Annotated in this window: 13 protein-coding genes; 12 read left to right on the top strand and 1 reads right to left on the bottom strand. The window is 33.5% G+C overall.

Going from position 1 to position 13,264, the window contains the following annotated elements; all coding sequences use genetic code 11:
- Positions 1 to 4: 4 nt before the first annotated feature.
- The 11 genes from aroB to FM121_RS07390 all read left to right on the top strand — a co-directional run bounded on the left by aroB (position 5) and on the right by FM121_RS07390 (position 11,684).
- Positions 5 to 1,069 carry a 3-dehydroquinate synthase gene (gene aroB / locus FM121_RS07440; RefSeq protein WP_086951540.1) on the top strand — a complete coding sequence of 355 codons (1,065 nt, stop codon included), beginning with the start codon at positions 5 to 7 and terminating at the stop codon, positions 1,067 to 1,069.
- A gap of 15 nt (positions 1,070 to 1,084) precedes the next feature.
- On the top strand, positions 1,085 to 2,251 hold the full coding sequence (aroC, locus tag FM121_RS07435) for a chorismate synthase (RefSeq protein WP_086951539.1): 1,167 nt from the start codon (positions 1,085 to 1,087) through the stop codon (positions 2,249 to 2,251).
- Between the two features lie 23 nt (positions 2,252 to 2,274).
- Positions 2,275 to 3,375, top strand: coding sequence for a prephenate dehydrogenase (locus FM121_RS07430; RefSeq protein ID WP_256958427.1), 1,101 nt, complete (start codon positions 2,275 to 2,277; stop codon positions 3,373 to 3,375).
- 10 nt (positions 3,376 to 3,385) lie between these two features.
- The gene (gene aroA / locus FM121_RS07425; RefSeq protein ID WP_086951538.1) at positions 3,386 to 4,666 is read left to right on the top strand and encodes a 3-phosphoshikimate 1-carboxyvinyltransferase; all 1,281 of its coding nucleotides are present in this window, start codon (positions 3,386 to 3,388) and stop codon (positions 4,664 to 4,666) included.
- A complete protein-coding gene (locus FM121_RS07420) occupies positions 4,663 to 5,175 on the top strand; it encodes a shikimate kinase (RefSeq protein WP_086951537.1) in 513 nt (170 codons plus the stop codon). Before aroA ends, FM121_RS07420 begins: the two co-directional genes overlap by 4 nt.
- Entirely contained in the window at positions 5,175 to 6,017 is an 843-nt protein-coding gene (pheA, locus tag FM121_RS07415) for a prephenate dehydratase (protein ID WP_086951536.1), read from the top strand. The genes FM121_RS07420 and pheA overlap by 1 nt, the downstream gene beginning before the upstream one ends.
- Before the next feature lie 99 nt (positions 6,018 to 6,116).
- Entirely contained in the window at positions 6,117 to 7,160 is a 1,044-nt protein-coding gene (locus FM121_RS07410) for an LCP family protein (protein ID WP_256958426.1), read from the top strand.
- Positions 7,161 to 7,257: 97 nt separating this feature from the next.
- A complete protein-coding gene (locus FM121_RS07405; protein WP_086951535.1) occupies positions 7,258 to 8,112 on the top strand; it encodes a DegV family protein in 855 nt (284 codons plus the stop codon).
- A 103-nt stretch (positions 8,113 to 8,215) separates the two neighbouring features.
- Entirely contained in the window at positions 8,216 to 9,346 is a 1,131-nt protein-coding gene (gene alr / locus FM121_RS07400; RefSeq protein ID WP_086951534.1) for an alanine racemase, read from the top strand.
- Positions 9,347 to 10,288 (top strand): AEC family transporter, encoded by a 942-nt coding sequence (locus tag FM121_RS07395; RefSeq protein ID WP_086951533.1) that lies wholly within the window; start codon positions 9,347 to 9,349, stop codon positions 10,286 to 10,288.
- Positions 10,289 to 10,337: 49 nt separating this feature from the next.
- The gene (locus tag FM121_RS07390) at positions 10,338 to 11,684 is read left to right on the top strand and encodes a DEAD/DEAH box helicase (protein ID WP_086951532.1); all 1,347 of its coding nucleotides are present in this window, start codon (positions 10,338 to 10,340) and stop codon (positions 11,682 to 11,684) included.
- 59 nt (positions 11,685 to 11,743) lie between these two features.
- On the opposite strand, the gene FM121_RS07385 is transcribed toward FM121_RS07390, so the two are convergent.
- Positions 11,744 to 12,178, bottom strand: coding sequence for a GNAT family N-acetyltransferase (locus FM121_RS07385; protein WP_179203817.1), 435 nt, complete (start codon positions 12,176 to 12,178; stop codon positions 11,744 to 11,746).
- 61 nt (positions 12,179 to 12,239) lie between these two features.
- On the opposite strand from FM121_RS07385, the gene FM121_RS07380 reads away from it, so the two are divergent.
- Entirely contained in the window at positions 12,240 to 13,160 is a 921-nt protein-coding gene (locus FM121_RS07380; protein ID WP_086951530.1) for an alpha/beta hydrolase, read from the top strand.
- Positions 13,161 to 13,264: the final 104 nt, after the last annotated feature.

Genomic DNA, 13,264 nt, shown 5'->3' with positions numbered 1-13,264 from the left:
AAAAATGAAGTTAAGTGTGACACTACCAAATAAAAACTATGATTTATTAATTGAAAAGGGCGGTTTAACTCATGTTGGAACATGGGTTAAATCACTTTGGAAACCTCAACAGATTGTGATTATTTCAGATGACAATGTGGAAAATCTTTACGGTGAACAAGTGGAAAAAGCGATTCGAGAAGCAGGATTTGAGGTTTCTTTAATTGCGGTTAAACCAGGAGAAACAAGTAAAAATTTAGCGACTGCAGAAAAAATTTATCACTATTTAGCAGAATGTGGGATGACTAGAAAAGATGGTGTGATTATTCTTGGTGGAGGTGTTGTGGGAGACTTAGGGGCATTTGTAGCATCTACTTATATGAGAGGTATTCATTTCTTGCAAATTCCGACAACACTTTTAGCACAAGTAGACAGTAGTATTGGTGGTAAAACAGCAGTTAATACAAGTGTAGCTAAAAATTTAGTGGGAACTTTTGCTCAACCAGATGGCGTATTAATTGATCCTAACACCTTGTTAACTTTAGAAGATAGACGTCTGCAAGAGGGAATGGCTGAAGTCGTAAAAGCAGCAGCTGTTGCAGATAAGGAACTCTGGGATTTACTAAGTACTATTAAAGATGAAAAAGATATTTTAAACTACTCTGAGGAAATTATTTTTGCTTGCTGCAAAGTAAAACGAAACGTTGTGGAAGAGGATGAATTTGATACAGGTATTAGACTTATTCTGAATTTTGGACATACAATAGGTCATGCTATCGAACAAACACAAGGATTTGGAGTTATTACGCATGGTGAAGCTGTTGCTATCGGGATGTGCCAGCTTACTAAAAATGCTGAGAAGCTAGGAACTATGCCGAGTGGCTTATTAAATGAATTAGAAAGTATGTTAACTAAATTTCATTTGCCAATACACTTAGAAGAGTGGGAAGAGGATAAACTATTCGAAGCTTTGACTCATGATAAAAAAACAAGAGGAGATAGTATCCATATTATTCTTTTAGAAAAAATTGGGAAAGCTAAAATTGAAACCATATCAATAGAAGAAATGAAAAATTATTTAGAAAAATAAATTGGGGGAATGAGTATGCGTTATTTTACTGCAGGAGAATCACATGGACCAGAATTAACAGCCATTATTGATGGGATGCCAGCCGGAATTACATTATCGATTGAAGATATAAATGATGATTTAAAAAGACGTCAAGGTGGTTATGGACGTGGCGGACGAATGTTAATTGAAACAGATACAGTCGAAATTACATCAGGCGTCAGACACGGTAAAACGTTAGGTTCACCTATCACACTGGTTGTTAAAAATGATGATTTTAAAAATTGGGAAACAGTTATGGGAATCGAACCAGTAGACGACCGAGCAAAAAAAATACGGCGTTTAGCAAAACCAAGACCAGGACATGCAGATTTGGTAGGTGGCATCAAATACAAACAGGATGATTTAAGAAATGTTTTAGAAAGATCTTCTGCTAGAGAAACAACTATGCGTGTTGCTATTGCGGCTGTTTGTAAAAGAATGCTTAAAGAATTAGAGATAGATGTGGCTGGCCATGTTTTAGAAATTGGTGGTGTTCGTGGCACAATACCAGAGACCATGACTGTTGCTGAAATTAAAGAAAAAGCGGAAAAATCAGCCGTAAGATGCGTAGATCCAAAAATTGAAGAAGCAATGAAAGAAAAAATTGATGCGACTAAAAAAGAAGGAAATACCATTGGTGGTGTTGTAGAGGTTGTTGTGGGTGGTGTTCCGATTGGATTAGGTAGCTACACACAGTGGGATCAAAAATTAGATGGAAAAATCGCCCAAGCAGTCGTTTCAATTAACGCGTTTAAAGGGGTTGAATTTGGCGTTGGTTTTGAAGCCGCTAGACTTTATGGCAGTGAAGTGATGGATGAAATCATTTGGAGCAAAGAAACAGGTTATACTCGCACGAGCAATAATTTAGGTGGATTTGAAGGTGGCATGACAAATGGAATGCCTGTTGTGGTTCGTGGTGTCATGAAGCCAATACCAACACTTTACAAACCATTACAATCAGTAAATATAGATACTAAAGAGCCTTATAAAGCAAGTGTAGAACGCTCAGATAGCTCTGCTGTTCCTGCGGCTTGTGTGGTGGCAGAAGCGATGGTGACGATTGAAATTGCCAAAGCAATGTTAGATAAATTTGAAAGTGATTCTTTTGAAAGAATGAAAGATGAAGTAAAACGTTATCGTGACTATACTCTTAATTTTTAAAAAAATATAAGGAGGAACGAAACGTGAAAAATATTTTAATGATTGGCATCGGCTTGATTGGTTCATCCGTTGCTTTATGTTTAAAAGGAAAAAATAAAGAATTGCGTATTGTTGGTTTTAGTGAAAATATTGAAGAGCTAATAGGTGCTTATCAGCATAAAATTATTGATGACTATACTCAAAATTTTAAACAAGCTTGTGAACAGGCGGATGTAATCTTTTTTTGTACACCTGTTTCAATTACTCTATCTTTAATGCCCAAAATAGTCCATTTTAATTTAAAAAAGAATGTATTGATAACTGACGTGGGAAGCACCAAAGGTGAAATATTAGAAACAGCTAAAGAAGTGTTTAAAAATAAATATGATTTTATCGGAGGGCATCCGATGGCGGGATCACATAAGTCAGGTTTTATAGCAGCTGATATAAATTTATTTGAGAACGCCTATTATATTTTAGTACCAAATGATGGTGTTTCAGCTGAAAAAGTAGCTCAGTTAAAATCATTATTAAGGTTAACTAAGGCAAAGTTTATTGAACTAGATGCTTCTGAACATGACAAAATGACAGGTATTTTAAGTCATATGCCTCATATTATTGCCTCTCAACTTGTGACACAAGCTGATAATTTAATGGAAGAGTTACCTATGGCTAAAAAATTGGCAGCTGGTGGTTTTAGAGATATTACTCGCATTGCTTCTTCTAATCCAAAAATGTGGGTAGATATTTCAATCAGTAATCGTTATATTTTAATAGAAGAAATCGAGCGTTGGATAAACGAACTAGGTGGTATAAAAGTAAAATTAGCTACTGGTGATCGTAAAGAATTATACCAATTTTTTGAAGAGGCAAAAAAAGTTAGAGATGAGATACCTGTTCATAAGGAGGGCGTTATTCCAGGGTTTTATGATTTATATGTCAATGTACCGGATTACCCTGGAGCAATTGCTGAAGTGACTAGTATTTTAGCGAAGGAAAAAATAAGTTTGATTAATATTAAAATCATGGAAACAAGAGATGATATCTTTGGTATTTTACGTATCTCATTTAAAAATGAAAAAGATTTGATGCAAGCAAAATCAGTTATTTCTACACAGTCAGTTTACACCTGCATGATATCTTAGGAGGAAAGTAATGAAATTAAAAATAAATGCGACTTCTTTAAATGGCGAATTAAAAGTACCGGGAGATAAATCAATTTCTCATCGTAGTATTATGTTTGGTTCACTAGCAGAAGGTGAGACGGTTATTACTGATTTTTTAAGAGCAGATGATTGCCTTGATACTTTGAAAATTTTCAGGCAGTTAGGTGTCCCAATTCATGATGATGGTCATAAAATCACAATTGAAGGTCAAGGGATGAAAGGTCTTAAAAAGCCAAAAGAGGTTCTGGATGTAGGCAATTCAGGGACAACAATCCGTTTACTAATGGGGATTTTAGCGGGACAAGGGTTTGATGTAACGTTAACAGGAGATTCTTCTATTCAAAAAAGACCCATGAATCGAGTAATGCTACCGTTAAGAGAAATGGGCGTCTCTGTAATGGGTTATGAGAGCACGGAGTTTCCGCCAATAAAATTAAATGAAAATTCCGATTTAAAAGCGATTAAGTATCAATTACCTGTCGCCAGTGCTCAGGTAAAATCAGCTCTTTTATTTGCAGCTCTTCAAGCAGAAGGAGAAACTGAATTAATAGAAAAAGAAAAAACACGTGATCATACAGAAGTCATGATTAAGCAATTTGGTGGACAGATTAAAGTAGAGGGGAAAAAAATTACGCTAAGTGGGGACCAACGATTTACTGGACAAAAAGTGAATGTACCTGGTGATATTTCTTCTGCTGCTTTTTTTATTGTAGCTGGTTTAATTGTTCCGAATAGTCATATTGTTCTTAAAAATGTTGGCTTAAGTGAAACTAGAACAGGGATTATTGATGTTGTAAAAGCAATGGATGGAAATATTAGTCTCACAGACGTCGATGAGCTAAATGATTCTGGAACGATTACGGTAACTTCAAGTACTTTAATTGGTACTGAAATTTCTGGAGATATAATTCCGAGATTAATTGATGAGCTACCAATTATCGCTCTTTTAGCAACTCAAGCGACAGGTGAAACGATCATCAAAGATGCTGAAGAGTTACGAGTAAAAGAAACAGATCGTATCCAAGCTGTTTCTGATGAGTTAACAAAAATGGGAGCCAATATTGTGCCGACCATTGATGGAATGATTATCCAAGGAAATACAACATTGTCGGGTAGTAGAGTAACTAGTTATGGAGATCATCGGATTGGTATGATGCTTCAAATAGCTGCACTGCTAGTTAAAAAGGATGAGGTTATTTTAGATAAAAGCGACGCTGTCTCTGTATCGTATCCTCATTTCTTTGATGATTTAGAAAGTTTGATGAAATGATGTCTATTATATTGATTGGTTTTATGGGGTCTGGAAAATCTACGACCGGTAGAGAATTAGCCAACAGATTAGCCTGTAGTTTTAGTGAGATGGATCAGTTAATCGAGTTAAAAGCTCAAAAAAAAATTCCTGAGATTTTTAAAAATCAAGGAGAAGCAATCTTTAGGCAAATGGAATATCAAGTCTTAATTGAGAATCTAATAACAGAAACGGTAATCGCTACAGGCGGTGGCATTATTACATTTGAAAAAAGTTTGGCAGAACTTAAACATCAAAGGTGTGTAATTTATTTAAAAGGCAATCTTGAAACATTAATCAAAAGAATTCAAGAAGATCAAGAAAATAAGCGCCCTTTAGCAGATGATTCCTCTCGTGAAGAAATAGCTGAGTTATTCTTTTCACGAGAACAAAAATATAGAGAGGCAGCCACTATTATTGTGGATATAGAAGATAAATCAGTGGGAAAGATTGTAAGCGAGATAATGTTGAAAATCAAGGAGGTGGAGTAATGACTATTGGTTACTTAGGTCCTGTGGGTTCTTTCACCTATTCAGCCACTAAATTTATATTTCCTTCTGAGATGCTAACTCCGTTTCAAACGATTGTTGCTTGTCTAAAGGGAGTGGAATTGGGACAAGTTGATTATGTAGTAGTTCCGATTGAAAACAGCATTGAAGGAACAGTCAATCAAACACTAGACTATTTATATCATTATTCGAGTCTGCCCATTCAAGCAGAGATAATCTTACCTATTAATCAAAATTTAATGGTTCATCCAAATTGGAAAGAATCGTGGAAAAGTATAAAAATAGTCAAATCTCACCCACAAGCGTTGGCACAAACACAACAATTTATTTCTGAGTATTTACCTAATACAAAGCAAGAAATAACAAATTCTACAACAGAGGCAGCAGAATGGTTGAAAAACAATCCGAATGAATGTGTAGGGGCTGTTGCCTCAAAAGAAGCAGCAGAAAGATATGGTTTATCTGTTGTTAACGCCAATATTCAAGATATACCTAACAATCAAACGAGGTTTTGGGTAATTGGTAAAGATCAATTACATCATGGAAAATTCAAAAGTCAGATTCAGCGAAAAACAATCGCTGTCGAGATGGAAAAAAATAAACCCGGTAATTTACATAAGATACTCTCTACTCTTAGTTGGAGAGAAATTGATTTAACTAAAATTGAATCAAGACCTTTAAAAACTAAACTAGGTGACTATTTCTTTCTATTGGATATAAAATGCGAGGATTTATCATTAATCAATTTAGCATTAGAAGAAATGAGCACTTTAGGAGCAAAAATTAAAGATTTAGGTTGCTATCCTGTTTATTTAAAAAAGTAGTGTAAAAATATGATAAGATTCAGAGCTTTCTATTCCTTTATTTTTCAAAATAGTTTATCCTTAATTAGATTTTATTTATAGACTAAGAGAGGGATCTAAATGGCGAATATGACAAGAATGGATAAAAGACGTCAAGAAGAACTTGAAAAAGAAGCAAAAAAGAAAACCAACAAAAAAATTGAATCGGAAGTAAAAAATCAATCACAACAACCAATTGAAAAACAGATAAAAAAACCTAAGAAAAAGAAACGAAAAGGTCGAATAGTTCTGTGGTTTCTAATAATTCTTCTGGTATTAGGTTTATTTGGTTATTTAAAAGGTATAATGGCTACTAAGTTTGATAAAAATAATAAACAAGCAGATGTAGGGACTTTTTTAGGAGAAAAAAGTGGCGATGGCTCGACTAATATTTTACTCCTTGGAAGTGATTCTCGTGGTGAAGATCAAGGGCGATCAGACTCAATCATGATTGCTCATTATGATAAGAAAAATAGGCAACCAAAATTAGTTTCTATTATGCGTGATACCTATGTCTCAATTCCAACTGATAATGGTTTGGAAAGTAATAAAATAAACGCGGCTTATTCGTATGGGGGACCTGAATTGGTTCGGAAAACTGTCAAAGAAACATTTGGCATTCCAATTCAATATTACGCTATTGTTAATTTTGACTCTTTTCCCAAAATTGTTGATACATTAGCGCCATCAGGTTTACAAATTGATGCTGAAAAAGACTTGGAAGTCGAAGGGACTGTTATCAAGAAGGGACCACAAAAAATGAGTGGGGAACAAGCACTTCAATATGCCCGTTTTAGAAAAGATGAGGAAAGTGATTTTGGTCGAGTAAGGCGACAACAACAAGTTATGACAGCTTTATTAAAACAAGGATTTAATCCGCTAAATGCCTGGCGTTTTCCTGAAGCGGTTGGGAAAGTTCAAGGCTATACACAAACTGATATCCCATTTAGTTTCTATCCAGGTGCAGGATCAAGTTACTTATTTAGTAGTCACAAACCCTTAGAAATATTAACAGTACCTGTTGAAGGCACTTGGAGTGATGGTTATTACGATCATGCAGGAAGTGTTTTAGAAATCGATACAGCTGCTAATAGCGAAGCAATTAAGAGTTTTTTGAGTAAATAATTCGTCATTCTTTTTCTTTACATTAAGAAAATAGAACTCTATAATGAATGCTAGGTGTAATTTACCCGAAAGATAAAAGAATAGAGGAATAATAATAATGAAAATTGCAGTCGTCACGGATAGCACCGTTTTCTTAAAAGATGACTATCGAAGTCGTGAAGATCTATTCATCGTACCAGTACCATTGATTATTGATGAAACTGTTTATAATGAAGGAATAGACATTCATGTGGATGGCTTCTACGATCTATTAAATAATGCCAAAAATTTTCCTAAAACATCACAACCATCAATTGGTGAACTTTTTGAACTTTACGAAAAAATTGCTAAAAAAGGCTATGATGCGGTTATAAGCATTCATATGTCATCAGGTATCTCTGGATTTATTAGCTCTTTGAAGAGTATTGCTAGTGAAGTAGAGGATATCACCATTTATCCATTTGACTCACTATTAACGAGCGGACCAATGGGGAAAATGGTGGAAATTGCTCTTGATATGGTAAATGAACCGGAAATGAAACCGGAATTAATTACAGATAAATTAACAGTCGTTAGAGAGCTGGTTGAAGGTTATATTGTTGTAGATGATTTAAACCACTTAGTTCGTGGAGGTCGTTTAAAAAATGGAGCAGCAGTAATTGGCACCCTTTTAAAAATAAAACCAATACTTTGCTTTAAAGAAGGAAATATTATTTTAAGTGAAAAAATACGTTCACAAAAAAAAGCTTTAAATAGAATTGAAGAAATCGTTCTAAATGAAATAAAAAGCAACCCCGAAAATAGTTCTTTTTATGTTATTCATTGTAATAATTACGAAATAGCCACACAAGTTGAATCTAATTTATTAGAGAAATATCCAGATTTAGATGTAGTTATATGTGATTTTGGTCCAGTGGTAGGGACTCACCTTGGAGAGAAAGCTGTAGCAATAGGTGTTGCACCAAAGAATTAACCAAAAGAGGCTGACCCAAACGTCAGTCTCTTTTTTATTGATATGGTAGACAAACTAACTAACCATTCTATTAAAATAGTAAAAGTGAAAAGAGGAGAAGAGGATGATACCAAGTACTTATCGATCAAGTCGATTAAAAATAAATTTAGATGCCATAGATTTTAACATCAAAGAAGAAATAAAGAGACTAAATTCTTCTCAAACGTTATATGCTGTTGTAAAAGCTAATGGCTATGGACATGGAGCCGTCGCAACTGCTAAAACTGCAATAAAAGCTGGGGCGAGAGGTTTATGTGTTTCTAATTTAAATGAGGCCCTAGAATTACGAGAAGCTGAGATAAAGGAACCGATTATTGTTTTGAGTTATGTGGAAATTGAATACATAAATAAAGCTATTCAACATGATATTACATTAACAGCAACTTCTCTAGAATGGTTAATGTTACTAGATAAAAAAGTAAAAAGCCCGATTAAAATTCACTTAAAAATTGATACTGGTATGGGAAGAATAGGATTAAGAGAAGAATCAGAAATGAAAGAAGCCAAAAAAATATTAGAGAATAATCCTTTAATAGAGTTTGAAGGGATATTTACTCATTTTTCTAAGGCAGATTCTCAAGATTTTTCTTATGTAGAGCTACAGAAAAAAAGGTTTGTTAATGCGTTAGACATTTTTGGAAGAGAAATGAAGTATATCCATACTTCTAATTCAGCAACAGCTTTATGGCATGGTGCTTGGGAGAGTAACTTGATTCGTTTTGGAGATGCCATGTATGGAATGAATCCTTCAGGTAATGAATTAGAAGAACCATTCAAGTTAAAGCAAGCGCTAAGTTTGGAAACCAAAATCATTCATATAAAAAAATTACCGAGAGGTGAAAAAATAGGTTATGGAGCAACGTATGAAACATTAGAATCTGAGTGGATAGCAACACTGCCAATTGGTTATGCTGATGGTTTGGTTCGTGATTTTCAAGGATTTCATGTTTTAGTAGATGGAAAAAAATGTCCAATTGTTGGGCGGATTTGTATGGATCAATGCATGATTAGATTAGATCAAGAATATAAAACTGGAACAATAGTAACCATTTTTGGTGAAAACAAAGGAACGTTCAATTCAATTCAATCGGGAGCTGAATTTGTTAAGACAATTAATTATGAAATAACATGTGGTTTAACCGATAGATTGCCAAGAATCTATATAAAGAATGGTCAGGAGGTTGAATTAAACTAAATGATTGCAGCTTATTTAAATATTTTAGTCGTTTTTGCGATTATTTTGCTAAGTTATATTTTAACTTGGAGAAAGTGGTTTGATAATCATACGGCAGACGTTTTTTCTAAATTAGTTTTAAATATCACATTGCCTTTAAGTATGTTTTTAAATATGACACAAAAATTTACAAGATCAGAGTTTTTAGAATTATTTAAGGGAATTGCTTTACCCTTTACATCTATTATCATTACATTTGGCATTAGCTTTATTTATGCCAAAGTAACGAAGGTCCCCATAACTAGACGTGGTTCTTTTATGACTATGTTTACGGCAGCAAATACTATTTTTATGGGGTTACCAGTAAATATGGCGATTTTTGGAGAAAAAGCAATTCCATATGCTTTGCTTTATTATATGTGTAACACAACCTTTTTCTTTACGATAGGCATTCTTTTAATTGCCAATGATAATCCTGAAATTGATATAAAAAAAGCCAAATTTAGCTTTAAAAAATTATTAAAACAATTACTTTCTCCTGCTTTAATGGGATTTGTAGTGGGAATAATGTGGTTACTAACAGGAATCGATGTACCAAAGCCTTTGTTTGATTTTTCAACTTATGTAGGTGGGATGACAACAGCTCTTTCCTTATTTGTGATTGGAATTATTATTTATCAAACTGGGATTAAAAATATCAAAATGAATAAAGATGTAGCAGGTGTCCTTTTAGGGAGATACTTTATTTCGCCTTTAGTGGTTTACCTGTTATCATGGGTTATACCCGTTCCTCCTTTAATGTTAAATGTCTTTATTCTACAATCAGCCATGCCTGTTCAAAATGCTATGCCGATTTTAGCGAGAAGTTATGGAGCAGATGAAGAGTTCACAACAAGTAGTTTAACGTATTCAATTTTAAGTTATTTTGTGTTTATCTTAATCATTTTAAAACTATTCTTTTAAAATGTGCTATAATGCCAAAGGGTAAAAAAAAGAGAAGGAAGGTGAAAGAATGAATTTATTTAAACAATATAATTTTCAAGAATTTATAATGAACGCTTTAGATGAAAAGAAATTTCTTAAACCAACAGCAGTACAAGAAAAACTAATCCCAGTTATTATGAATGGGAAAAACGTAGTGGGTCAATCACAAACAGGCTCTGGAAAAACACATACATTCTTACTACCAATGATGAATGCAGTGGATACTGAAAAAGATGAAGTTCAAGGAATTATTACAACACCAAGTCGTGAGTTAGCTGAGCAAATTTATCAAGCTGCACTTCAAATTGCTAAACACTCTCCAAATGAAATTAGAGTGTCTCAATATGTTGGAGGAACAGATAAAAAACGTCAAATAGAGAAACTTAAATCAAGTCAACCGCATATCGTAATTGGTACACCTGGTAGGATTTTAGATTTAGTAAACAGTCAATCATTAAAAACATTTACAGCTAATCATTTTGTTGTGGATGAGGCTGATATGACTTTAGACATGGGATTTTTAGAAGATGTTGATAAAATTGCAGCAACACTTCCTAAAGATTTACAAATGTTAGTCTTTTCAGCAACGATTCCAAATAAATTACAACCGTTTCTAAAGAAATACATGAGCAATCCTGTTGTGGAACATATTAAACCTTCATCTGTTATTTCAGATACAATTGATAATTGGGCTATTTCAACAAAGGGACAAGATGTTAATAAAGTTATTTATCAATTATTAAACATTGGACAACCTTATTTAGTTATGGTTTTTGCTAACACTAAACAACGTGTAAATGAAATTGCAGCTTATTTGAAAGAACAAGGTTTAAAAGTGGCAACCATCCATGGAGATATTCCTCCACGTGAAAGAAAACGTGTCATGAAGAACGTCCAAAATTTGGATTATCAATTTGTTGTGGCAACTGATTTAGCTGCTCGCGGAATTGATATTGAGGGTGTTTCTCATGTTATTAATGCAGAAATTCCAGTTGATTTGGAATTCTTTATTCACCGTGTCGGTCGTACTGGTCGTAATGGATTGGAAGGAACTGCCATTACATTGTATCAACCAAGTGATGAAAATCAACTGGCTGAATTAGAAAAATTAGGTATCGAATTTCATCCTAAAGTGATCCGTGGTGGAGAAATTGTCGATTCATATGACCGTAATCGTCGTGAAAAACGTGAAAAATCACAGAAACAATTAGATATTTCAATGATTGGTTTAGTTAAGAAGAAAAAGAAAAAAGTAAAACCAGCTTACAAGAAAAAATTACAATATGCTATTGATGATAATGAGAAACAAAAACGTAAAATCGATCGTCGTCAAACAGATCGTGCAAAGAGAAAATCAAGAAAACAAGATTATTAAATCTAAAAGAGACAAGTACAATCTACTATTTTTAGATTGTGACTTGTCTCTTTGTTATTTTAAAAGATATTCTTCTCAAGTTTAACGCAAATAATACCATCTTCAATAAATTCATCAGAAACAACCTGATAGCCCAGTTTTTCATAAAAAGGAACGGCTTGTTTTTCACCGTGAATTCGTGAAAGTGTACAGCTGTTTTTGCGGCCCTGTTGTTCAAGTTCTAAAATAACACGACGTCCAAGCCCTTTTTTTCGCCATTCACGTTTAACACAAACTCGGTCTGGCCTAACAGTTGTTATATCATCTTGTTGGTATCGACCAGTGGCAATCGGTGTCTTATCGTAAAAAATGACAAGATAATTCGTTTGATCGGAATCATAGGCATCAAATTCCGCTTTAGGTGAAATTTTTTGTTCTTGAACAAAAATTAGTGTTCTTAAGTAATAAGAAGCTGCTTTTACCCATTGTCGATTATCAAAAATAATTGAGATCATGAGAACCATCCTTTTCAAGTTTTATTAACACTTATATCATAACATGTTTAAGGAGATATCTATGAAAAAAAAACTAATAATAATTATTTTAAGTCTTTTGGTTTTAGTAACAGTCGTCTTAGGTGTCGGTGTTAACTATTTATTTAATTATGCGATTGTTTCAGGAGAAAAAGAGTTTATTAAATCAGAAAGTAAAGAAAATATGGCTAAAAACTGGTTGTTTGCAGATAAAAAATTGGAAACAATAACTGTACAATCAGAAGATAATTTAAGGTTACAAGCAAAATTGATAACAAATAAAAAGCCAACAAACAAAACAGTCATTGTTGCTCATGGTTATATGAGCGAAGGAAACGCAATGGGAAGATATGCACAACTATTTTATGATTTAGGTTATGACGTTCTGGTTCCAGATAATCGAGGTCATGGAAAAAGTGAGGGTGATTATACTGGTTTTGGTTGGTTGGACCGAAAAGATTATGTTAAATGGATAGATGAAATCATCACGCGTCAAGGCGTAGATGAAGAAATTATTTTATTTGGTGTAAGTATGGGAGCTTCAACAGTTATGATGACTAGCGGAGAAAAATTACCTAAGCAAGTAAAAGCAATTATCGCTGATTGTGGTTATGACACTGTCCAAAATGAATTAACCTATCAAATAAATGAAATGTTTAATTTGCCGGCATTTCCATTAATCCCACTGACATCTATTTATACTAAATTAAGAGTAGGTTATTCTTTTAAAGAAGCCAGTGCAGTAGATCAACTTAAAAAGAATAAGTTACCGTTGCTTTTAATTCATGGAGATGAGGATGATTTTGTTCCTACAGAATTCGTTTATAAATTAAAAGAAGCAACAAAAGGACCAAGTGAACTTGTTATTTTTGAAGGTGCAAAACATGGAATGAGTTATAGCACTAATCCAGACAAATATAAAACTATAGTGTCAAATTTTTTATCAATGTATTTAAATAAATGATGTTTTATTATTTTAATCTACAAAATTTTAAATAAAAATAAGTCAGTTGACAGAGTTAATTCTTTTCATTATAATTTGATAAGCGAGTAAAGAACAAATTTTGT

Origin of the sequence: Vagococcus fluvialis bH819 (assembly GCF_900163795.1) — a bacterium.
Taxonomy (GTDB): domain Bacteria; phylum Bacillota; class Bacilli; order Lactobacillales; family Vagococcaceae; genus Vagococcus; species Vagococcus fluvialis_A.
This window is presented reverse-complemented; position numbering and strand designations above follow the sequence as displayed.

Bases quoted from the DNA above. Each gene is read 5' to 3' on its own strand.
- FM121_RS07410 (WP_256958426.1), top strand. From the start codon at position 6,117: ATGGCGAATATGACAAGAATGGATAAAAGACGTCAAGAAGAACTTGAA.
- alr (WP_086951534.1), top strand. From the start codon at position 8,216: ATGATACCAAGTACTTATCGATCAAGTCGATTAAAAATAAATTTAGAT.
- FM121_RS07390 (WP_086951532.1), top strand. From the start codon at position 10,338: ATGAATTTATTTAAACAATATAATTTTCAAGAATTTATAATGAACGCT.
- aroA (WP_086951538.1), top strand. From the start codon at position 3,386: ATGAAATTAAAAATAAATGCGACTTCTTTAAATGGCGAATTAAAAGTA.
- aroB (WP_086951540.1), top strand. From the start codon at position 5: ATGAAGTTAAGTGTGACACTACCAAATAAAAACTATGATTTATTAATT.
- FM121_RS07420 (WP_086951537.1), top strand. From the start codon at position 4,663: ATGATGTCTATTATATTGATTGGTTTTATGGGGTCTGGAAAATCTACG.
- FM121_RS07405 (WP_086951535.1), top strand. From the start codon at position 7,258: ATGAAAATTGCAGTCGTCACGGATAGCACCGTTTTCTTAAAAGATGAC.
- FM121_RS07380 (WP_086951530.1), top strand. From the start codon at position 12,240: ATGAAAAAAAAACTAATAATAATTATTTTAAGTCTTTTGGTTTTAGTA.
- pheA (WP_086951536.1), top strand. From the start codon at position 5,175: ATGACTATTGGTTACTTAGGTCCTGTGGGTTCTTTCACCTATTCAGCC.
- FM121_RS07395 (WP_086951533.1), top strand. From the start codon at position 9,347: ATGATTGCAGCTTATTTAAATATTTTAGTCGTTTTTGCGATTATTTTG.
- FM121_RS07385 (WP_179203817.1), bottom strand. From the start codon at position 12,178: ATGATCTCAATTATTTTTGATAATCGACAATGGGTAAAAGCAGCTTCT.
- aroC (WP_086951539.1), top strand. From the start codon at position 1,085: ATGCGTTATTTTACTGCAGGAGAATCACATGGACCAGAATTAACAGCC.